This is a genomic window from Streptomyces omiyaensis (assembly GCF_014650895.1).
In the GTDB taxonomy this organism is placed as follows: domain Bacteria; phylum Actinomycetota; class Actinomycetes; order Streptomycetales; family Streptomycetaceae; genus Streptomyces; species Streptomyces omiyaensis.
The window spans coordinates 232,295-252,290 of record NZ_BMVV01000008.1 but is presented as its reverse complement, the minus strand read 5'-3'; the positions used below and the strand labels follow the sequence as shown (position 1 = coordinate 252,290).

The 19,996-nt window shown below is 74.7% G+C and carries 21 protein-coding genes; 8 read left to right on the top strand and 13 right to left on the bottom strand.

The features are described from left to right. Positions 1-9 precede the first annotated feature (9 nt). The gene (locus IE287_RS16205; RefSeq protein ID WP_189849753.1) at positions 10-612 is read left to right on the top strand and encodes a pyridoxamine 5'-phosphate oxidase family protein; all 603 of its coding nucleotides are present in this window, start codon (positions 10-12) and stop codon (positions 610-612) included. A gap of 46 nt (positions 613-658) precedes the next feature. Then, positions 659-1,348, top strand: a complete 690-nt coding sequence (locus tag IE287_RS16200; RefSeq protein WP_189849752.1) for a L,D-transpeptidase family protein — start codon at positions 659-661, stop codon at positions 1,346-1,348. A 13-nt stretch (positions 1,349-1,361) separates the two neighbouring features. On the opposite strand, the gene IE287_RS16195 is transcribed toward IE287_RS16200, so the two are convergent. From IE287_RS16195 to argC, 5 genes are read right to left on the bottom strand one after another with little or no spacing between them, the layout of a single operon-like run. Next, positions 1,362-1,898, bottom strand: a complete 537-nt coding sequence (locus IE287_RS16195) for an arginine repressor (protein WP_030756161.1) — start codon at positions 1,896-1,898, stop codon at positions 1,362-1,364. A gap of 7 nt (positions 1,899-1,905) precedes the next feature. Continuing rightward, positions 1,906-3,111, bottom strand: a complete 1,206-nt coding sequence (locus tag IE287_RS16190; protein WP_189849751.1) for an acetylornithine transaminase — start codon at positions 3,109-3,111, stop codon at positions 1,906-1,908. Further along, positions 3,108-4,013, bottom strand: a complete 906-nt coding sequence (gene argB, locus IE287_RS16185; RefSeq protein ID WP_189849750.1) for an acetylglutamate kinase — start codon at positions 4,011-4,013, stop codon at positions 3,108-3,110. The genes IE287_RS16190 and argB overlap by 4 nt, the downstream gene beginning before the upstream one ends. Next, a complete protein-coding gene (argJ, locus tag IE287_RS16180) occupies positions 4,010-5,176 on the bottom strand; it encodes a bifunctional glutamate N-acetyltransferase/amino-acid acetyltransferase ArgJ (protein ID WP_189849749.1) in 1,167 nt (388 codons plus the stop codon). The genes argB and argJ overlap by 4 nt, the downstream gene beginning before the upstream one ends. Further along, entirely contained in the window at positions 5,173-6,201 is a 1,029-nt protein-coding gene (gene argC, locus IE287_RS16175) for an N-acetyl-gamma-glutamyl-phosphate reductase (protein ID WP_189849748.1), read from the bottom strand. The genes argJ and argC overlap by 4 nt, the downstream gene beginning before the upstream one ends. 164 nt (positions 6,202-6,365) lie before the next feature. Here argC and IE287_RS16170 point away from each other — a divergent pair, with 164 nt between their 5' ends. The 3 genes from IE287_RS16170 to IE287_RS16160 all read left to right on the top strand — a co-directional run bounded on the left by IE287_RS16170 (position 6,366) and on the right by IE287_RS16160 (position 8,783). Further along, positions 6,366-6,878 (top strand): MarR family winged helix-turn-helix transcriptional regulator, encoded by a 513-nt coding sequence (locus IE287_RS16170; RefSeq protein WP_189849747.1) that lies wholly within the window; start codon positions 6,366-6,368, stop codon positions 6,876-6,878. Further along, complete coding sequence (locus tag IE287_RS16165) at positions 6,875-7,321, top strand: MarR family transcriptional regulator (protein WP_189849746.1); 447 nt, start codon at positions 6,875-6,877, stop codon at positions 7,319-7,321. The genes IE287_RS16170 and IE287_RS16165 overlap by 4 nt, the downstream gene beginning before the upstream one ends. Positions 7,322-7,484: 163 nt before the next feature. Further along, complete coding sequence (locus IE287_RS16160; protein ID WP_189849745.1) at positions 7,485-8,783, top strand: M48 family metallopeptidase; 1,299 nt, start codon at positions 7,485-7,487, stop codon at positions 8,781-8,783. A gap of 268 nt (positions 8,784-9,051) precedes the next feature. On the opposite strand, the gene IE287_RS16155 is transcribed toward IE287_RS16160, so the two are convergent. From IE287_RS16155 to IE287_RS16140, 4 genes are all read right to left on the bottom strand, one after another. Then, positions 9,052-10,203 carry a methyltransferase gene (locus IE287_RS16155; protein WP_373307854.1) on the bottom strand — a complete coding sequence of 384 codons (1,152 nt, stop codon included), beginning with the start codon at positions 10,201-10,203 and terminating at the stop codon, positions 9,052-9,054. A 123-nt stretch (positions 10,204-10,326) separates the two neighbouring features. Further along, positions 10,327-10,914 (bottom strand): histidine phosphatase family protein, encoded by a 588-nt coding sequence (locus tag IE287_RS16150; protein ID WP_189849743.1) that lies wholly within the window; start codon positions 10,912-10,914, stop codon positions 10,327-10,329. A gap of 68 nt (positions 10,915-10,982) precedes the next feature. Further along, positions 10,983-11,447 carry a GNAT family N-acetyltransferase gene (locus IE287_RS16145; RefSeq protein ID WP_189849742.1) on the bottom strand — a complete coding sequence of 155 codons (465 nt, stop codon included), beginning with the start codon at positions 11,445-11,447 and terminating at the stop codon, positions 10,983-10,985. 90 nt (positions 11,448-11,537) lie between these two features. After that, positions 11,538-12,971, bottom strand: coding sequence for an aminotransferase-like domain-containing protein (locus IE287_RS16140; protein ID WP_189849741.1), 1,434 nt, complete (start codon positions 12,969-12,971; stop codon positions 11,538-11,540). Between IE287_RS16140 and IE287_RS16135 the strand changes: the two genes are divergently transcribed. Both IE287_RS16135 and IE287_RS16130 read left to right on the top strand, forming a co-directional pair. Next, positions 12,970-13,920 carry a DMT family transporter gene (locus IE287_RS16135; protein ID WP_189849740.1) on the top strand — a complete coding sequence of 317 codons (951 nt, stop codon included), beginning with the start codon at positions 12,970-12,972 and terminating at the stop codon, positions 13,918-13,920. The two genes, IE287_RS16140 and IE287_RS16135, sit on opposite strands and share 2 nt — an antisense overlap. Before the next feature lie 68 nt (positions 13,921-13,988). Continuing rightward, positions 13,989-14,186, top strand: a complete 198-nt coding sequence (locus tag IE287_RS16130; RefSeq protein ID WP_189849858.1) for a DUF1918 domain-containing protein — start codon at positions 13,989-13,991, stop codon at positions 14,184-14,186. Positions 14,187-14,249: 63 nt separating this feature from the next. Here IE287_RS16130 and IE287_RS16125 read toward each other — a convergent pair whose 3' ends face one another. Beyond that, positions 14,250-15,503, bottom strand: coding sequence for a glycoside hydrolase family 10-like protein (locus IE287_RS16125; RefSeq protein WP_229883516.1), 1,254 nt, complete (start codon positions 15,501-15,503; stop codon positions 14,250-14,252). A gap of 199 nt (positions 15,504-15,702) precedes the next feature. On the opposite strand from IE287_RS16125, the gene IE287_RS16120 reads away from it, so the two are divergent. After that, a complete protein-coding gene (locus IE287_RS16120) occupies positions 15,703-16,563 on the top strand; it encodes a 3-hydroxybutyryl-CoA dehydrogenase (protein ID WP_189849739.1) in 861 nt (286 codons plus the stop codon). A gap of 107 nt (positions 16,564-16,670) precedes the next feature. Here the strand turns inward: IE287_RS16120 and IE287_RS16115 are convergent, their stop codons facing one another. From IE287_RS16115 to IE287_RS16105, 3 genes are all read right to left on the bottom strand, one after another. Next, complete coding sequence (locus tag IE287_RS16115) at positions 16,671-17,201, bottom strand: NUDIX hydrolase (RefSeq protein WP_189849738.1); 531 nt, start codon at positions 17,199-17,201, stop codon at positions 16,671-16,673. Positions 17,202-17,263: 62 nt separating this feature from the next. After that, positions 17,264-18,601 carry an NsdA family TPR-like regulatory protein gene (locus tag IE287_RS16110; protein WP_189849737.1) on the bottom strand — a complete coding sequence of 446 codons (1,338 nt, stop codon included), beginning with the start codon at positions 18,599-18,601 and terminating at the stop codon, positions 17,264-17,266. Positions 18,602-18,884: 283 nt separating this feature from the next. Continuing rightward, on the bottom strand, positions 18,885-19,988 hold the full coding sequence (locus tag IE287_RS16105; protein ID WP_189849736.1) for a PP2C family protein-serine/threonine phosphatase: 1,104 nt from the start codon (positions 19,986-19,988) through the stop codon (positions 18,885-18,887). Positions 19,989-19,996: the final 8 nt, after the last annotated feature.

Sequence of the window (19,996 nt, the reverse complement as noted above, 5' to 3'; positions counted from 1 at the left end):
AATGGCCCCATGGGAAAAACGTACGAACGCATCGACGGGCGGCTCCGGGCCTTCATCGAGGAGCAGCCCGTCTACTTCACCGCCACCGCGCCCCTCTCCGGCGACGGGCACGTGAACCTCTCCCCCAAGGGCCGCCGGGGCACCCTCGTCGTCCTCGACGAACTGACCCTCGCCTACGTCGACTTCGGCGGCAGCAGCGCCGAGACCGTCGCCCACCTCCGGGAGCCGGGCAACGGCCGGATCACCCTGATGTGGACCGCCTTCACCGGGCCGCCGACGGTCGTGCGGGTGCACGGCGACGGCGAGGCGGTGCTGCGGGACGACCCGCGCTGGCCCGCGCTCTTCGCCCGCTTCCCCGAGGAGGCGGTCAAGGACCAGATCAGCGCGCGGGCCATCATCCTGGTGCACGCCCGCAGGGTCAGCGACTCCTGCGGCTTCGCGGTCCCGCTGATGGAGTACCGGGAGGAGCGCACGCTGCACGCGGACTTCTTCAACCGCAAGACGGAGGAGGAGTTCAACACGTACTGCGAGGGCAAGGAGCACATCGCCGACAGCATCGACGGACTGCCCGCGCTGCCGCTCCCGCTGCCGCCGCTGCCGCCCGCCGAATAGCCCCGCACGACGGGCGGGGAACCGGGCGCGGACCTAGCGTCGCGGCATGCGCACCCTTCTCGCCCTCGGCGCCGCCCTGCTCTCCGTCCCGGTCGCCGCGCCCGCCCCCGCACCGCTGCCCGCGCGGATGGCCGACACCGGCGGGGGCTCCCAGCTGATCACCGCCGAGGCCCCGCACCCGGACGCCACCGCGGGGACGCTGACCTGGTGGGACCGGCGGGGCGGGCGGTGGGTCCGGGCCGGCTCCGCGCCCGCCCGGTTCGGCGCCGGCGGGCTCACCGAGGGCACCACCCGCGAGCAGGGCACGAACACCACGCCCACCGGTCTCTACCGGCTCCCGTACGCCTTCGGGACCGAGCCCGCCCCCGCGGGCACCTCGTACGCCTACGCCCGGGCGACCGACCGATCCTGGTGGTGCCAGGACAACGCCTCGCGCGCGTACAACCGCTGGGTGGAGGGGCTGCCGGAGGACTGCCGCGCCACCGAGGCCGAGCACCTCGTGGCGTACCGGACGCAGTACGCGCACGCGCTCGTCATCGGCTTCAACTACGACCGGCCGGTCCGCGGCCGGGGCGCCGGCATCTTCCTGCACGTGGACGGGGAGGGCGCGACGGCCGGCTGCGTCTCCGTCCCGGCCGGCGCCATGCGGGCGCTCCTCGCCTGGGCGGAGCCCGCCCGCCGGCCGCACATCGCCGTCGGGACCCGGGAGGGTCCGACGGCGATCACGCGGTACTGAGGGGCCGGGGCGCTCAGTTGCCCTTCTGCGCGAGGCGCAGCAGGTGGTCGGCGAGGGCCTGGCCGCCGGTGGGGTCGCGGGAGATGAGCAGGAGGGTGTCGTCGCCCGCGATGGTGCCGAGGATGGCGTGGAGCTCGGCCTGGTCGATGGCGGACGCGAGGAACTGGGCGGCGCCCGGCGGGGTCCGCAGCACCACGAGGTTGGCGGACGCCTCGGCGGAGATGAGGAGTTCGCCGGAGAGGCGCCGCATCCGCTCCTCCTTGGCGGACTCGCCGAGGGGGGCCTGCGGGGTGCGGAAGCCGCCCTCGCTGGGGACCGCGTAGATCAGCTCGCCGCCGGTGTTGCGGATCTTCACCGCGCCGAGCTCGTCGAGGTCGCGGGAGAGCGTCGCCTGGGTGACGCTCAGCCCGTCGTCCGCGAGGAGCTTGGCGAGCTGGCTCTGCGACCGCACCGGCTGCCGGTTGAGGATGTCGACGATCCTGCGGTGGCGTGCGGTGCGGGTCTGCGGGACCGACGGCCCTCCGTGCTCGTTCCCCTGCGCGTCGGTCATCGTCGCCTCATTCTCCGGTTCGTCCTTGCCCGTTCGCCTCGTTCACCTTCTCCAGGATGCCCGGCAGGGCCTGGAGGAAGGTGTCCGCCTCGGCGTCGGTGAGGACCAGCGGAGGCATGATCCGTACGACGTCGGGGGCGGGCGCGTTCACCAGGAGGCCGGCTCCCTGAGCCGCCTGCTGCACCTGGGGTGCGAGGGGCTCGGTGAGCACGATACCCAGCAGGAGGCCCGCGCCACGGACATGGGAGACCAGCGGGTGCCCGAGGGCCTCGATTCCGGAGCGCAGCCGCTCGCCGACGGCCTTGACGTGGTCGAGGGCCGCGTCGGCGGCGAGGGTGTCGAGGACGGCGAGGCCGGCGGCGCAGGCGACCGGGTTGCCGCCGAAGGTGGTGCCGTGGTGGCCGGGGGCGAAGAGGTCGGCGGCCGCGCCGAAGGCGACGGTGGCGCCGAGCGGGAGCCCGCCGCCGAGGCCCTTGGCGAGGGTGACGACGTCGGGGTCGACGCCCTCGTGGGCCTGGTGCTCGAACCAGTGGCCGCAGCGGCCGATGCCGGTCTGGACCTCGTCGAGGACGAGGAGGGTGCCGGTGGCGCGGGTGATCTCGCGGGCCGCCTTGAGGTAGCCGGGCGGCGGGACGACGACGCCGTTCTCGCCCTGGATGGGCTCGATGACGACGAGGGCCGTCTCCTCGGTGACGGCGGCGCGCAGCGCCTCCGCGTCGCCGTACGGGACGTGGGTGACGTCGCCGGGCAGCGGCAGGAAGGGTGCCTGCTTGCCGGGCTGGCCGGTGAGCGCGAGGGCGCCCATGGTGCGGCCGTGGAAGCCGCCCTCGGTGGCGACCACGTGGCTCCGGCCGGTGAGCCGGCCGATCTTGAACGCGGCCTCGTTGGCCTCGGCGCCGGAGTTGCAGAAGAAGACCCTGCCCGGGCGGCCGAAGAGCGAGAGGAGCCGTTCGGCGAGGGCGACGGGCGGCTCGGCGACGAAGAGGTTGGAGACGTGGCCGAGGCTCTGGATCTGGCGGGTGACGGCCTCGACGACCGCCGGGTGGGCGTGGCCGAGGGCGTTGACCGCGATGCCGCCGACGAAGTCCAGGTAGGCCTTGCCGTCGGCGTCCCAGACGGTGGCGCCCTCGCCGCGGACCAGGGCCAGGCGCGGGGTGCCGTAGTTGTCCATGAGCGAGCCCTGCCACCGGCCGGTCAGCTGTTCGTTGCTCATGCTTCCCCCTGTCCGTCCGGCACGACCATCGTGCCGATGCCCTCGTCGGTGAAGATCTCCAGCAGGATGGAGTGCTGGACCCGCCCGTCGATGACGCGGGCGGTGGTGACGCCGTTGCGGACGGCGTGCAGGCAGCCCTCCATCTTGGGGACCATGCCGCTGGAGAGGTCGGGCAGCAGCTTCTCCAGCTGGCTCGCGGTGAGCCTGCTGATGACCTCGTCGCTGTTCGGCCAGTCCTCGTAGAGGCCCTCGACGTCGGTCAGGACCATCAGGGTCTCGGCGCCCAGCGCCGCAGCGAGTGCCGCAGCCGCCGTATCAGCATTGACGTTGTAGACATGTCCGTCGTCCTGGGAGCGGGCGATGGAGGAGACGACCGGGATGCGGCCGTCCTCCAGGAGCGCCTGGATGGCGCCGGTGTCGATGGCGGTGATCTCGCCGACCCGGCCGATGTCGACGCGTTCGCCGGCGATCTCGGGCAGGTGCTTGGTGGCGGTGATGGTGTGGGCGTCCTCGCCGGTGAGGCCGACGGCGAGCGGGCCGTGCTGGTTGAGCAGCCCGACGAGCTCGCGCTGGACCTGGCCGGCGAGGACCATCCGCACGACGTCCATGGCGTCCTCGGTGGTGACCCGCAGGCCCGCCTTGAACTCGCTGACGATGCCGTGCCGGTCGAGGGCGGCGCTGATCTGGGGGCCGCCGCCGTGCACGACGACCGGCTTGAGGCCGGCGTGGCGCAGGAAGACGACGTCCTGGGCGAAGGCGGCCTTCAGCTCCTCGTCGACCATGGCGTTGCCGCCGAACTTGATGACGACGGTCTTGCCGTGGTGGCGGGTGAGCCAGGGCAGGGCCTCGATCAACGTCTGGGCCTTCGGGAGGGCGGTGTGCTTCCGCGTGGCGTTGCTCATGACGAGTACGCGCTGTTCTCGTGGACGTAGTCGGCGGTCAGGTCGTTGGCCCAGATGACCGCGGACTCGGTGCCGGCGGCGAGGTCGGCGGTGATGACGACCTCCCGGAAGCGCATGTCGACGAGGTCCCGGTCCTCGCCGACGGAGCCGTTGCGGCAGACCCAGACGCCGTTGATGGCGACGTTCAGCGCGTCGGGCTCGAAGGCGGCGGAGGTGGTGCCGATGGCGGAGAGCACCCGGCCCCAGTTGGGGTCCTCGCCGTGGATGGCGCACTTGAGGAGGTTGTTGCGGGCGATGGAGCGGCCGACCTCGACGGCGTCGTCCTCGGTCGCCGCGTTGACCACCTCGATGCGGATGTCCTTGCTGGCGCCCTCGGCGTCGCCGATGAGCTGGCGGGCGAGGTCGGCACAGACCTCCCGGACGGCCTCGGCGAACTCGTCCTGGCCGGGGGTGGCGCCGGAGGCGCCGGAGGCGAGCAGGAGGACGGTGTCGTTGGTGGACATGCAGCCGTCGGAGTCGACCCGGTCGAAGGTGAGCCGGGTGGCGGTCCGCAGGGCGGCGTCCAGGCCCTTGGCGTCGACGTCGGCGTCGGTGGTGAGGACGACGAGCATGGTGGCGAGGCCGGGGGCGAGCATCCCCGCGCCCTTGGCCATGCCGCCGACCGTCCAGCCGTCCTTGGTGACCACGGAGGTCTTGTGGACGGTGTCGGTGGTCTTGATGGCGATGGCGGCCTTCTCGCCGCCGTGCGCGGAGAGTTCGGCGGCGGCCCTCTCGACGCCGGGGAGGAGCTTGTCCATGGGGAGGAGGACGCCGATGAGGCCGGTGGAGGCGACGGCGACCTCGCCGGCACCGACCTCCGCGCCCTGTCCGCTCAGGACCTCCGCGACCTTCTCGGCGGTGGCGTGGGTGTCCTGGAAGCCCTTGGGGCCGGTGCAGGCGTTGGCGCCGCCGGAGTTGAGGACGACGGCCGTCAGCTCGCCGTCGGCGAGGACCTGCTGGGACCAGACCACGGGGGCGGCCTTGACGCGGTTGGACGTGAAGACTCCCGCGGCGGCGCGGCGCGGCCCGGTGTTGACCACGAGGGCCAGGTCCGGGTTGCCGTTCTGCTTGATCCCGGCGGCGATGCCCGCCGCCGTGAATCCCTGCGCTGCGGTGACGCTCATGGAGCGACTCCAATCGTGGAGAGTCCGGTGTCCTCGGGAAGGCCGAGGGCGATGTTCATGCTCTGCACCGCGCCGCCGGCGGTGCCCTTGGTCAGGTTGTCGATGGCGCTGATGGCGATGATCCGGTGCGCGTTCGCGTCGTACGCGACCTGGATGTGAACGGCGTTGGAACCGTGGACGGACGCCGTGGCGGGCCACTGCCCCTCGGGGAGGAGGTGGACGAAGGGCTCGTCCGCGTACGCCTTCTCGTAGGCGGCGCGGACGGCCTCGGCGGTCGTGCCGGGCTTCGCGGCGGCGGTGCAGGTGGCGAGGATGCCGCGGGGCATCGGGGCCAGGGTCGGGGTGAAGGAGACGGTGACCCGCTCGCCGGCCGGGCCGGAGAGGTTCTGGATCATCTCGGGGGTGTGCCGGTGGCCGCCGCCGACGCCGTACGGGGTCATGTTGCCCATGACCTCGCTGCCGAGCAGGTGCGGCTTGAGGGCCTTGCCGGCGCCGGAGGTGCCGGAGGCGGCGACGATCACGGCCTCGGGCCCGGCCAGCCCGTCCGCGTACGCCGGGAAGAGGGCGAGCGAGACGGCGGTGGGGTAGCAACCGGGCACCGCGATGCGCTTGGACCCCTCCAGCGCGGCGCGGGCGCCCGGCAGTTCGGGGAGGCCGTAGGGCCAGGTGCCGGCGTGCGGGGAGCCGTAGTACGTCTCCCAGTCGGCCGGGTCCTTCAGCCGGAAGTCGGCGCCCATGTCGACGACGAGCACGTCCGGTCCGAGCTGCTCGGCGACGGCGGCGGACTGGCCGTGCGGCAGCGCGAGGAAGACGACGTCGTGGCCGCCGAGCTCCTCGGCGGTGGTGGGCGCGAGGACGCGGTCGGCGAGCGGCAGCAGGTGGGGCTGGAGGCCGCCGAGCCGCTGGCCGGCGTGGGAGTGGCCGGTCAGGGTGCCGATCTCGACGTGGGGGTGTGCGAGGAGAAGGCGCAGGAGTTCCCCGCCCGCATATCCGCTCGCGCCTGCCACTGCTGCTCGTACCGTCATCGAAACCCTCCTCATGGATGGCATGACTATACGTGGCGTCGTAGTTTTATGCAACGAGGCGCATGGGGCTTCACCCCTCAGGGTGCCGGGCGGGGCGGCGGGGCGCACCCCGCGTGCGGAGAATTTAGTAGCCATGGACATAGTAGCTATGTACTCTATCTCTCATGAGCAAGGTTCCCCCCGGCCCCACGGCCGGATTCCTGGTGTGGCGGCTCGCCAACAAGTGGCGGGTCGCGGTCGACCGCGCACTGGCCCCGCTGGGCCTCACCCACGCGCAGTACGTCCTGGTCGCGTCGTTGCACGGCATGGGGCGCACCGGCGAGCGGCCCAGCCAGCGGCAGCTCGCCGACCACACCGGCCTGGAGGCGCTGTACGTCTCCAAGCTGGCCCGCTCCCTGGAGTCGGCCGGTCTGGTCGAGCGCGCCCGCGACCCCCGCGACCCGCGCGCCGTCCGGCTCGCCCTCACCGAGGAGGGCCGGGCCGCCGCACGGCGGGCCGTCGGCGTGGTGCAGGACCTGCTGGAGCAGCTCCTCGAACCGCTGGGGGGACGGGACGGGGCACGGACCGCCGCGTTCACCGAGGAGCTCGGAACCCTGCTCGACGTCCCTCTCACTCCCTCCGCACCCGAGACCACCGGCACCACCGCCGGCCCGACCACCCAGGGGGCAACACCATGACCACCACCGCCTCGCCCGTCGCCGACGCCCGCATGCTCGGCCTGGCCCACTACGCGGCCCGGGGCCTGCTGGAGCACGTCCTCGCCCGGCACGGCGCCACCTTCCTGGAGCAGGTCGCGCTGCGCGCGGCCGTCACCGCCGAGTCCCCGCAGACCCCGGACGGCCTGGTCGCCCGGGTCCGCGCCGCCGTCAAGGGCGACCCCGCCGACGCCCGCGCCGCCCTCGACGCCCTGCGCGCCAGGGAGCTGCTCGCCGCGGACGGCCCCCACCTGCTCCCCACGGAGGCAGGACGCTCGCTGCTCACCACCGTCGCCGCCGAGTCCGGTCCCCTCTCCGCCCGCGTCTGGGCCGGCATCCCGGCCGAGGACCTGGCCGCCGCCGGCCGCGTCCTCGCCCTCGTCGCCGACCGCGCCGACCGGGAACTGGCGGCGCTGGAGGGCTGACCCGCCCCTCCCCCGCCGGAACGGCCGGGCCCCGCGCCCTCCCCCTGGCCTAAAGTCGTCCCCACCCACGCGTGCGGCAGGGACGCGCGGGTCAGGACACACCGGAGCACGAGCACGAGGGGGAGGACCGCCGCCGCGGCCCGCCCCGGTGGGGGGTACCACCATGACCGAGGCGATCGACGAACGGCGGGCGGCCGACACCGCCTGCCCCGACTGCGGCACCGCCCTGACCGGCGGCGGCGCGTACGTCGCCTGGTGCGCCGGCTGCGGCTGGAACACCGACCCCGGTGCCGCCGAGGAGCCCACCGGCCGGATCGAGCAGGCCCGGCGGCGCCTCGCCCGCCGCTACGGCGAACAGCTCTTCGCCGACCTCACCGCGGCCGGAGGCCGGGACGGCGCCACCGGCCGGACCGGACGCAGCGGCTCCGCCCTGCTCGCCACGGGCCTCGCCCTGGCCGTGCACGGCATCACCCTCGCGCTCCTCGCGGGCGGCATCGCGATGATCGTGGCGGGCGAGGGCCTCGTGCCGTTCCTCGGCGCGGTGCCGCTCGTCGTCGCCCTGGTGCTCCGCCCCCGCTTCGGCAGCCTCCGGAAGGAGACCGCCGACCGACCCGTCCTGCGCCGCCCGGACGCCCCGGAGCTCTTCGCGCTCCTCGACGAGGTCGCCGGGGCGGTCGGCACCACGGGCGTGGCGGCCGTGGTGGTCGACGCCGACGTCAACGCCTCCGTCCACACCTGCGGCGTCCGGCAGCGGCGCGTCCTGACCGTGGGCCTCGGCCTCTGGGAGGCGCTCGCCCCGCAGGAGCGGATCGCCCTCCTCGGCCACGAGTTCGGGCACTACGCGCACCACGACACCCGGCACCTCCTCCTCGTCTCCCACGCCTTCCGGTCGCTGGACACCTGGGCGTACGCACTGGCCCCGCAGCCCTCCGCCTCCCTCCTCGACGACCTCGTCAACCTGTCGACGGCACTGCCCCGGCTCGCCGTCGAAGGCGTCACGACCCTCCTGGACCACCTCACCCTGCGGGGGTCGCAGCGCTCCGAGTACCTGGCCGACGAGGCCGCCGCCCGGGTCGGCGGCTCGAAGGCGGCGGCCGGGGTGACCGACCGCCTGCTCTGCGCCGAGATCCTCGTCGGCTCGCTGCGCCGGGAGACGATCGCGGCGCGCACCCGGCGGAACGGCAGCCGCCACGAGGACGCCGTCGAGGGGCTGTGGCGACGGCACGCCGAACGGGCCGCCGCCGTCCCCGCGAGCGAGTACGAACGCCTGCGCCGGGTCGGTGAGCTGCGGGGGCACTCGGTCGACAGCACCCACCCGCCGACGCACCTGCGGCACCGGCTGCTCAGCGGCGGCGAGGAGCACGCTCCCCGGGTCGAGCTGGACGCCGAGCGGGCCGCGCGCGTCGACGCGGAGTTCGACGAGGTCCGCCGCCTGGTCGCCCGCGAGCTGCTGCGCGGCTGAACCGCCCCGCCGCCGATCAGGGTCCACAGGGCGGGTGCCACGGCGAACCAGCGGTTCCGCACGAGGAGTTCGTCCGGCCCGGGGGCGGGCCGGACGGTGGTGACGGGGCCGTGGCGGCCGGGGCCGGGCGGTCCGCGCGTGGGGCGGGTGGGCGGCCGGATCGCGCGGCGGGTGGGCCTGGCGGGCTCCGGGGGAGACGGGCGGGCCGGCCGGGCCCGTAGCCCCTGACCCGCGCGTCAGGGTCAAGCCCCGCCGCTCCCCCGCGCCGTCAGCGCTTGACCGCCCTGAGCACCACGAACTTCGGGTCGCTCGCGACCAGTTCGCTGTTGCCGAAGATGCGGCGGAGGGTGACGTGGTAGCCGAGGTGGCGGTTGCCCACGACCCACAGTTCGCCGCCGGGGCTCAGCGCCCGTCGCGCGTCGGAGAACATCCGGCGCGCGGTGCGGTCGGTGGTCGCCTGGTGGTTGTGGAAGGGCGGGTTGTTGAGGACGAGGTCGAGGGAGTCGGCGGGGACGTCCGCGAGCCCGTCGCCGACCGCGAACACGGCCTTGTGGCCGTCCCCCGCGTGGGTGCGGAGGTTCTCCTCGGCGGAGGCGACCGCCTGGTACGACTCGTCGGTGAGGAGCAGTTCGGCGTCGGGCTCCGCGAGGGCCACCGCGAGGCCGACGACGCCGTTGCCGCAGCCGAGGTCGGCGACGCGCGCGTGGCCGAGGTCGCGGGGCAGGTGGCCGAGGAGGAAGCGGGTGCCGATGTCGAGGCGGTCGGCGCAGAAGACGCCCGCCTGGTTGACGACCGTGCGGCCGGCCAGCCCGGGCGCGGGGGTGTCGGCGGGGAGGGCGTACCGGTACGGCCAGGGATTCGGTCCGGGCGCGGCGGCCGGGTCGGGGGTGGTGTGGATCAGCCGGGCCTTCTTGACCGCGAGGGAGGTGCGGGTGGGGCCGAGGATCCGCTCGAAGAGGGTGAGGGTCGAGGTGTGGATCTCCTTGACCATGCCGGTGCCGACGACGACGGTGCCCTCGTGCACGGCGGGGGCGAGCCGGTGCAGCTGGTCCTCCAGGAGCGCGAGGCTCTTGGGGACGCGGACGAGGAGGACGTCGATCCGCGCGGGCGGCGGGTCCTGGGTGGTGAGGAGCCCGACGGCGTCGGGGGCGGCCCCGGCCCGCGCGAGGTTGGCGCGGGTGGCCTCGCGGCCGAGGTAGGAGTCGGAGATCTGGACGAGTTCCCCGGTCCCGGCGGCGCGCAGGGCGGTGACGAGGGCGCCCCAGCGGTCGCCGAGGACGGCGACGGTGCCGGAGAGGTCGGTGCCGGTCTCGGCCAGGTGGTTCAGGAGGTACTCGTCGGCCGCGTCCCAGGCGCGCAGCGGATCGCGCGGGTCCTCGGGGTGGCGGGTGAGGGTGACGTCGCCCCATGGCGTGGTCAAACGGTTCATCGTGCCCCCAGGCTAGCCGCTCGGCTCCGGCCGGGCCGCCGCGACCGCGCCGTCCGGAGCCCGCGGGCACCGGGTGCCGTACGGGAGCGGCGTGCGGTCGTGACCGGGCCGGGCTCAGCGGAGGGCGGCGGCGTCCAGGTGGAGGTGCCAGGCGCCGGGGCGGCCGACGAGGGTGACCGTGGACAGCGGGCGCACGTCGACGCTCCAGTAGGTGGCGGGGGCGGCCCGGAGGGCGTAGACGAGGGCGGCGCGGACCACGGACGGCTCGGCGACGGCGACGACGGTGGTCGTGGTGTCGTCGTCGCCGGGGCGGGTGTCGAGCCAGCCGCCGACGCGGGAGATGAAGGCGAGGAGGGGTTCGCCGCCGTGCGGGGCGGAGCGGGCGTCGGCGAGCCAGGCGTCGACGGCGGCCGGTTCGAGCGCGGCGACCTCGGCGAGGGTGAGGCCGCGCCAGCGGCCCATGTCGCAGTCGCGGAGGGCGGGCTGGGCGAGCGGGGCGAAGCCGAGCGCGGTGCCGGTGGCGCGGCTGCGCGGCGTCGGGGAGCAGTAGCGCAGTTCGGCCGCGCCGAGCGGGAGGAGCGCGGGCGCGGCCTGCTGCACCTCGTACCAGCCGGCCTCGTCGAGCGGCCGGTCGTCGTCGAAGCGTTCGGCGAGCAGGGAGGAACTGCGCGCCGCCGCGACCAGCGTGACCCGAAGACCCATGGCCGCGATCGTGAGGCCGGTGGGGCGCCGGGTCAAGGGGCGGGTGAGGGGGACCGGGAGGCCCCGGTTCACTGCTGTCCGAGAGCCATCCACTTGTCCGGATTCTGCAGTGGCGTGAATCCGACCTTCTCGTAGACGCCGTGGGCGTCGGCGGTGGCGAGCATGATCCGGCGGAGCCCGTACGGCTCCAGGTGGTCGCGGACGGCGGAGGCGAGGGCGGTGCCGAGGCCGGTGCCGCGGGCCGGCCGGTCGACGTAGACGTCGCAGAGCCAGGCGAAGGTGGCGTAGTCGGTGACCACGCGCGCGTAGGCGGCCATCTCGCCGGTGTCGCGGTGGTAGGCGCCGAAGTTGAGCGAGCCGGCGATGGCCCGGTCCTGCTTCTCCCGAGGTCGGCCGAGGGCCCAGTACGCGTCCGTGGAGAGCCAGTGGTGGACCCGGGCGGCGTCGAGGCGGGCCGGGTCGGCGGAGATCTCGTACGCCCCGTGCCGGAGGACGGGCGCGGAGACGGGTACGGAGGCGGTGGTCTCGCTCATGGGCGCAGGATGCCAGGGGGTCCGGCATGTGTCAGGCGGGTTTTCCCGGCCGCCGCGGCGGCCCCGTGCGCCGCGGCGGCCCGCCCGGGGTCACGGAAGGAGTTCGTCCATGGCGGTCCGGAGCCTGCGGACGCCCTCCGCGATCTCCGTGGGCCCGGCCACACCCGCGAAACTCAGCCGGATGTGGCCGGCCGGGGGTTCGGCGCAGAAGTAGGGCCGGCCGGGGGCCGCCGTGACGCCCGCGCGGAGCGCGGCGGCGAGCAGGGCGGCCTCGGGGAGGGTGTCGGGGAGGCGGAGCCAGAGGTGGTGGCCGCCGGAGGGCACGTGGGGCAGGGACAGTTCGGGGAGCCGGAGGGCGACGGCGGCGGCGAGGGTGTCGCGGCGGGCCTTCAGCTCCTGGGAGACGGTCCTCAGGTGACGGGGCCAGGCCGGGGAGCCGACGAGTTCGAGGGCGGCCTCCTGGAGGGGGCGGGGGACGAAGAAGCTGTCGACGACCTGGATGGCGCGGAGGCGTTCGAGGACCGGGCCCCGGGCGGCGAGGGCGCCGACGCGGAGACTCGCCGAGGTGATCTTGGTGAGGGAGCAGACGTGGACGACGACGCCGTCGGGGTCGTCGGCGGCGAGCGTCGGCGGCAGGGGCGCGGCGTCCTCGTGGACGAGCCGGCGGGCGAAGTCGTCCTCGACGACGAAGGCCCCGGCGGCGCGGGCGATGCGGACGGCCTCGCGGCGGCGGTCCGGCGGGAGCAGGGCGCCGGTGGGGTTCTGGAAGAGCGGCTGGCAGACCAGGACGCGGGCACCGGTCGCGCGGAAGGCGGCTTCGAGGAGATCGGGGCGGAGGCCGTCGGCGTCGGTGGGGACGGGCACCGGGCGCAGTCCGGCGGCGCGGGCGACGGCGAGCATGCCGGGGTACGTGGGCGACTCGACGAGCACGGGCGTGCCGGGCGCGGCGAGCGCGCGCAGGGCGGTGGTGAGGGCGGACTGGCCGCCCGCGGTGATGAGGACCTCGGCACCGGTGACGCCGCCGCCGATCTCGCGGGCGAACCACTCGCGCAGGTCGGTGAGGCCGTCGGTGGGCGGCCTGCCCCAGGCGCCGGGGCGGCGGCCGGCCCGGGCGAGGGCCGCGGAGAGGGCCCGCTCGGGCTGGAGGGAGGGGTGGAGGTAGCCGCCGTTGAACTCGATGACGCCGGACGGGGGCGCGGCGAGGGTGACGAGGACGCCGGAGGCGTCGACGGCGCGGGGGACGAGCTCGGCGGCGGCGTCGGCGCTGAGGGCCAGCTCCTGCCAGGAGGTGTCTCCGGCCGTGGCGGGCGGGCGGGTCCCGGCCTTGAAGGCGCCGGCGCCCGGACGGGTGACGACCAGCCCCTCGGCGGCCAGCCGGGCGAGGGCGCGGGTGACGGTCACCGGGGAGACCCGGTAGCGCTCGACCAGGGCGCGGCTCGACGGCAGCTTTCCACCGGGAGAGTAGCGGTCGAGCTCCGCTTTCAGGGATTCCGCCAATTCGGCCACACTGCTACGCTCATGCATGAGAGCACAGAGTAGCGCTACTACACCGACGGCGATAGCGGTCGACACGACGAGCGGAAGCGCTCCGGCGCCGGTCCCGGGCGCCGCGTCCCCCACCACGCAGGGCACCCTGCTCGCCCTGCTCGGCGTGGTCGCCTTCTCGCTCACCTTCCCGTCGACCGCGTGGGGCCTGGAGAGCTTCGGCCCCTGGTCGCTGGTGGCCGTCCGCTCCACGCTCGCCGCGCTCATCGCCGGCGCGTTCCTCCTCGGGGGCCGCGTGCCGCTGCCGGAGCGGCGCCACTGGGCCGGGCTCGCGGTGGTCGCGGGCGGCGTGGTGATCGGCTTCCCGCTGCTGACCACGCTCGCCCTGCAGACCTCGACGACCTCGCACGCCGCCGTCGTGGTGGGCCTGCTGCCGCTCACGACGGCCGCGTTCGCCGCCGTCCGGACCGGCCGCCGCCCGTCCCGCACCTTCTGGACCGCGGCGCTCTCCGGCGCCGCCGTGGTCATCGCCTTCACCGTCCAGCAGAGCGGCGGCGCGCTCTCGGCGGGCGACCTGTACCTCTTCGGCGCGCTGCTGGTCTGCGCCGCCGGCTACACGGAGGGCGGGCGGCTCGCCGGGCTGATGCCGGGCTGGCAGGTCATCGGCTGGGCGCTGGTCCTCTGCCTGCCGCTGATGGCGCCGGCCTCGGTGGTGGCGCTCGCCCTCGAACCGGTGCGCCTCACCGCCCACGGCGTGATCGGCCTGGCCTGGGTGGCCGCCGGCTCCACCTTCTTCGGCCTGTACGTCTGGTACCGGGGCATGGCCGCGATCGGCATCCCGCGCGCCAGCCAGCTCCAGCTCGCCCAGCCGCTGCTGACGCTCTTCTGGTCGGTCTTCCTGCTCGGCGAGTCCCTGCCGCTGGCCGCGCCGGTCGCGGCGGTCGGCGTGCTGGTCTGCATCGCGGTGACCCAGCGCGCGAAGAGCTGACGCGACGGCCTGCGGTGACCTGGGTCACAATGGCAGACAGAGGCCCTATGCGCGAGGAGGTCACCCCGATGCAGGCGAGCGTGGGCGACAAGCTGCTGGTGCACGGCCGGACCGTAGGTCAGCACGACCGCACGGCCCAGGTCCTTCAGGTGCTGGGGGAGAACGGCACTCCCCCGTACAAGGTCAAGTTCGACGACGACGGTCACGAGGCCCTGATGTCGCCCGGCCCCGACACCGTCGTCCGCCACCACGGAGACAGGCCCTAGGGGGACCGGCGCCGGCGACCGGTACCGGGGAGACCGGCGCCGAGGGGCCGGCGCCGGCGGGCGTCACCCCCGGTCCGCCGTCCGGGGCCCGCGGGCCCCGGTCGCGTAGTGGTCGGTCACCACGGTGGCGAGGGCGCCGATGCGGTCCTCCGCCACCTCCTTCGCCGCGAAGAAGCAGTGCCCCGCGACGTCCGGCCGCGCGGCGGCCAGCGTGAGGTGCCGCGAGAGCTCCCTGCGGTCCTGCCACGCCCCGGGCTGCCCCTCGGCGCCCGCCTTGTAGAGCGCCTCGCCGATGTGGAGCCCGACGCCCGTCCCCCGCACCACCCCGCTCCACCAGTCCAGGAGGGTGGCGTAGTCGGTGGTGGGATGGCCGATGTGCCAGTAGAGCTGCGGCACCACGTGGTCGATCCACTTCTGCCGGATCCACTTGCGGGTGTCCGCGTAGAGGTGGTCGTAGGAGGCCAGGCCGCCCCGGGTGTCGGAGCCCCCGGGGTCGTCGGCGCTGCTCCGCCACACGCCGAACGGGCTGATGCCGAAGGCCACCCGGGGCTTGACCTCCTTGATCCGTGCGGACATCTCCGAGACCAGGAGGTCGGTGTTGTTCCGCCGCCAGTCGGCGCGGCTGCGGAAGCCGCCGCCGTACCGGGCGTACGACGCGTCGTCCGCGAAGGTCTCCCCCGCCACCGGGTACGGGTAGAAGTAGTCGTCCCAGTGGACCGCGTCGATGTCGTAGCGGCGCACCGCGTCGAGCATGGCCTCCTGGACGAAGCGCCGGACCTCGGGCAGGCCGGGGTCGTAGTACAGCTTCCCGCCGTGGCGCACGATCCACCCCGGGTGCAGCCGGGCCGGGTGCGAGGCGGTCAGCCGGGCGGGATCGGCGTGGTTCGCCACCCGGTACGGGTTGAACCACGCGTGCAGCTCCAGGCCCCGCGCGTGGGCCTCGGCGACCGCCGTGCCCAGCGGGTCCCAGCCCGGGTCGCGGCCCTGGGTGCCGGTGAGGCACTGCGCCCAGGGCTCGTGCGGCGAGGGCCACAGCGCGTCGGCGGTGGGCCGCACCTGGAGGACGACCGCGTTGAGCCGCCGCCGCACCGCCCGGTCCAGGTGGGCGCGCAGCTCGGCGCGCTGCGCCGTGGCGGTGAGCCCGGCGCGGGACGGCCAGTCGCGGTTGGCGACGGTCGCCATCCACATGCCCCGGAAGCCGTCCGGCCCGGCGGCCCGGTCCGGCCGCGCGCGCTCCGCTATCGGGGCGCGCCGTTCGGCGGCGCCCGAGGCGCCCGGTCCGGCCACGGCGAATGCCGCTCCCGTGGCGGTCGTCACAAACCCTCTTCTCCCGATAGGCCGCACTTGTACCCCTGGGTTGTCGGACACGTCACACCCCCAGGGACAGCATGCACCCCCTCGGACCGATCGATCATCGCGCGAATCGGAGTAACGTCATGGGGTCGAGGCGTGCGCACCGGAATCACACGGGGGCCCGCCGCCAGAGAAGAGCGAAAGGCACGAGGTGACGGACTCCATGGCCGACATTGAGCGCGTCGGAGTGGTGGGCTGCGGCCAGATGGGCGCGGGCATCGCAGAGGTGTGTGCCCGGAGCGGCCTCGAGGTGAAGGTGGCCGAGACCACCGGCGAGGCGCTGGAGATCGGCCGCACCCGGCTGCTCAACTCGCTGACCAAGGCCGCCGAACGCGGCAAGATCAGCGAGGAGGAGCGCGACGCCGCGCTCGCCAACCTCTCCTTCACGACCGACCTGGGCGAGTTCGCCGACCGCGACCTCGTCATCGAGGCCGTCGTCGAGAACGAGCAGGTCAAGACCCAGATCTTCCAGGTGCTCGACCAGGTCCTGACCCGGCCCGACGCCATCCTGGCCTCGAACACCTCCTCCATCCCGCTGGTGAAGCTGGCTGTGGCGACCTCCCGCCCCGACCACGTCATCGGCATCCACTTCTTCAACCCGGCCCCGGTGCAGAAGCTCGTCGAGCTGATCCCCGCCCTCACCACCTCCGAGGGCACGATCAGCCGGGCGCAGGCCTTCGCCGAGAAGCTGCTCGGCAAGCACGCGATCCGCGCCCAGGACCGCTCCGGCTTCGTCGTGAACGCCCTGCTCGTGCCGTACCTGCTCTCGGCGATCCGGATGTTCGAGTCCGGCATCGCGAGCCGCGAGGACATCGACAACGGCATGGAGTACGGCTGCGCCCACCCGATGGGCCCGCTGAAGCTGTCGGACCTCATCGGCCTCGACACGATCGCCTCGATCGCCGACTCGATGTACTCCGAGTTCAAGGAGCCGTTGTACGCCGCTCCCCCGCTGCTGCAGCGGATGGTCGACGCCGGCCGGCTGGGCCGCAAGACGGGCTCGGGCTTCTACGTCTACCCCTGACCCCTCGCTCCACCCGACGCCCCCCGGCGTCCCCCGATCGTCGCTCTCCGCGACCGGAACGGCCCGTACCCCCGCACAGGTACGGGCCGTTCGCCTTTCCCTCGGCCTCAGCCGAGCCGCAGGTGGTGGAGCATCAGCAGACCGGCCGCCATGTTCGCGGCCGGGATCTCACCGCGGACGATCAGCTCCGGGACCTCCTTCAGCGGCACCCAGGCCCGCTGCGAGGACTCGAAGCCGTCGACCGGCGGGCCGGTCCAGGTGGCCCGGTCGGTCCAGTAGAGGTGGTGCCGGGCGTCGCTGAGCCCGTTGGAGGGTTCGACGGTGAGGAGGTGGCGCAGCGGCCCCGGCCGCCAGCCGGTCTCCTCCTCCATCTCGCGGGCGGCGGCGGTCTCGGGGGTCTCGCCGTCCTCGACGACGCCGGCGGCCAGCTCCCAGCCCCAGCTGTCGGTGATGAAGCGGTGGCGCCAGAGCATGAGGACCTCGTCGGCGTCGTTGACGACGGTCGCGACCGCGACGGGGCGGAGTCGGATCAGATAGTGGTCGAGGTGGCGGCCGTCCGGGAGTTCGACGTCCGCGAGGTTCACCCGGAACCAACGGTTTTCATAGACGGAGTGTTCACTCAGTTTCGTCCACTGCACGTTCTTGCCACCTTCCGACTGGTAGGCGCGTGTTCGGTGGCAATATCGCATCAGTTCGACGGTCAGAGCGGAACGCGCAACGCCCCGTCGATCAACTCCGCCGCTTCCCGCGCGTCCCCCGCGTCACTGGCCAGGAGGTGCTCCCGGGCCTGTCGCAGCCGGTCCCGCAGCCTGCGCGACTCCATCCCGCGCGCCCGCTCGGTCATCTCGACCGCCGTCCGCGCCGCCGAGTCCGCCTCGCCCTGCCGCAGTTCGACCTGGCAGAGCAGCGCCAGCCGGTGCACCCGGCCGCGGTCGTGCGAGGGCGCCCCGGCCGCCCGCGCCGCGTGCTCGTACGCCCCCTTGAGATCACCCATAGTGAGGAGGGCCTCCGCCACCTGGACGTTGACGAGTCCGGGCTGGACGTACCCGGTCTCGGCCGGCTCCGCCCCCGGCGCGATCCGCTCCGCCGCCGCCTCGGCCCGCCGGATGCGGTCGAGCGCCGCCGTCCCGTCGCCGAGACGGGCGTAGGCCTTCGCCTGCATCGCCGTCAGATCGGCGGCCAGCGCCGGGGTGATGCTGCCGTCGGCCGCCCGCAGCGCCGCCTCCGCGAAGGCCACCGCCTGCCGGAACTCCCCCAGGAACAGCGACTGGTTGACCAGCAGCGCGATCACGTAGGCCCCGAACGCCCGGTCGCCGCTGGCCTTCGCGAGCCGCAGCGCCTGCTGGAAGTAGCGCTGCGCGAGCCCGTGCGCGTCGGCGTCGTAGGCACAGATCCCGGCCACCGCCACCAGCCCCCCGGTGGCCCGGTGCAGCGAGCGGCCCAGGGCGTCGCTGTAGGAGCCGCGCAGCCGGGGCGCGGCCTCCGTGGTGAGGAAGCCGACGATCCGGGCGCGGGTCGCGATGCCTCCGGCCTTGCGGTACATCTGCTCGTAGTGCGAGCGGGCCGCGCCGAGCAGGGCGATGTCCGCGGGCTCCACCCGGGTCGGACCGGTCCGCGAGACGTCGGTGTCCTCCGGCGGGTTCTCCCACTCCCACACCGGCATCACCGCCGGGGTGCCGGTCACCGCGGGGGCGGAGACCAGGTACGGGCGCTGCTGCTGGTCCGAACGCCACAGCGCGGTGGCCCGGTCGACGAAGCCGGCCAGCGGGGTGCCGGGCGCGGGCGGGCCCCCGGGCACGCCCAGCCCGATGTCGTCGAGGGTGACCGGCCGGCGCAGCCGGTCCGCCAGCACCTCGCAGATGAGGTCGGGCACCTGGCCGCGCGGCCGCTGCCCCTTCAGCCACCGCGCCACGGCGGTGTGTTCGTAACGCAGGGCAAGGCCCCTGGCCCGTCCGGCCCGGTTCACACGGTCGGCGAGCCCGGCGTTGGAGACGCCCGCCTCGTCCAGGAGGGCGTCGAGCAGGGTGTTGGGCTGCATGGCCCCTCCGGTCGCTCGGTGAACTCAGCGTATCGGTGGCCGAATCCGTCCGGTGCGTTTTCGCACGGGGTGTGAATGAAGTACCCGTTGTTCCGGTCCGCGCGCGCTCCCGCCGACGGAGCCGTACCGCTTGACTGATGTTCTCCTCGCCGGACGGCGAGGACGACCGGGCCGCCGGCTCCCCCTCGTACAGTGCGGCCGCCCGGTCCGCGCCGCCCGCCCCGCCGATCTGCCCGACACTCCGTGGCGGGGCGGGCGGCGCCCGTATCCCCGGTCCCTCCGCTCAGCAGTGGGTGGAGGGAGCGGGCCGGGGACGGCGCAGCCCGGGTTCGGCGGGCTGCGCCGGTACCCGGACGCGGTCGTTGCGGACGACGAGGAGGGCCACGTCGTCGTCGAGCCGGCCGCCGGTGTGCCGCAGCAGCGCCTCGTGGGTCTGCCGGACGACGCCCTCGGGCGGACGGCCGGCGCTCCGGGCGAGCGCCGCCTCGAAACCGAAGAACCGGCCGCGGCGGTCCCGGGCCTCCTCCGCGCCGTCGGTGTGCAGCACCAGCGTCTCGCCGGGCAGCAGCCGGGCGCCGGTGTGGGGCACCAGCACGGCGGGCAGCGGCAGGACGCCCAGCGGCGGCAGCGGTTCGCCGACCGGCAGCCGCTCCACCCGGGGGCCGAGCAGGTACGGGGCGGGGTGACCGCAGTCCAGGACGGCGAGCCGCCCGTCGGCACGGACCTCCAGGAGCAGCAGCGTCACGAACTCCTCGGCCACCGGGTGCTCGGGGTCGCCCTTGCCCAAGGCCGGGTGCTCGTCCCGGGCCCGTTCCCTCAGGTGCCGCTGCAGCGCCCGCTCCAGCCTCCGCAGCACCCCGCCGAGTTCGGCCTCGTCGTGGGCGGCCTCGCGGAAGCTCCCCAGCACGGCCACGACGGCCCCCAGCGCGGCGAGGCCGTGGCCCCGCACGTCCCCGACCACGATCCGCACCCCGTAGGGCGTCGCCACCGCCTCGTACAGGTCGCCGCCCACCGAGGCGCCCCGGGTGGCCGACAACTGTCCGGCGGCCAGGGCGAGTCCGTCGAGCCGGGCGGGCGGCGGGCGCAGCAGCACCTGCTGGGTCGCCTCGGCCACCGCCCGCACCCGGGCCAGCTCGCGGCGCAGCTGCCGCCGCACCCCGAGGACGAGCCCCGTGCCGACGGTCAGGAAGACGATGCTGGTCGCGATCCGCACCGGCAGCCCGGGCTGCCGGGCCAGCGGACAGCCGAACTTCCAGGCCACCGCCACCGCGCCCCAGCCGACGGGGAGCGCGAGCGGGACGGACCGGCGGAGCCGGCCCCCGAGACCTCGGCGGCCGGCGCTCACGGCCTTCGTACGGACACGATCACCACGGCTGGTACGGATCATGTACGGCC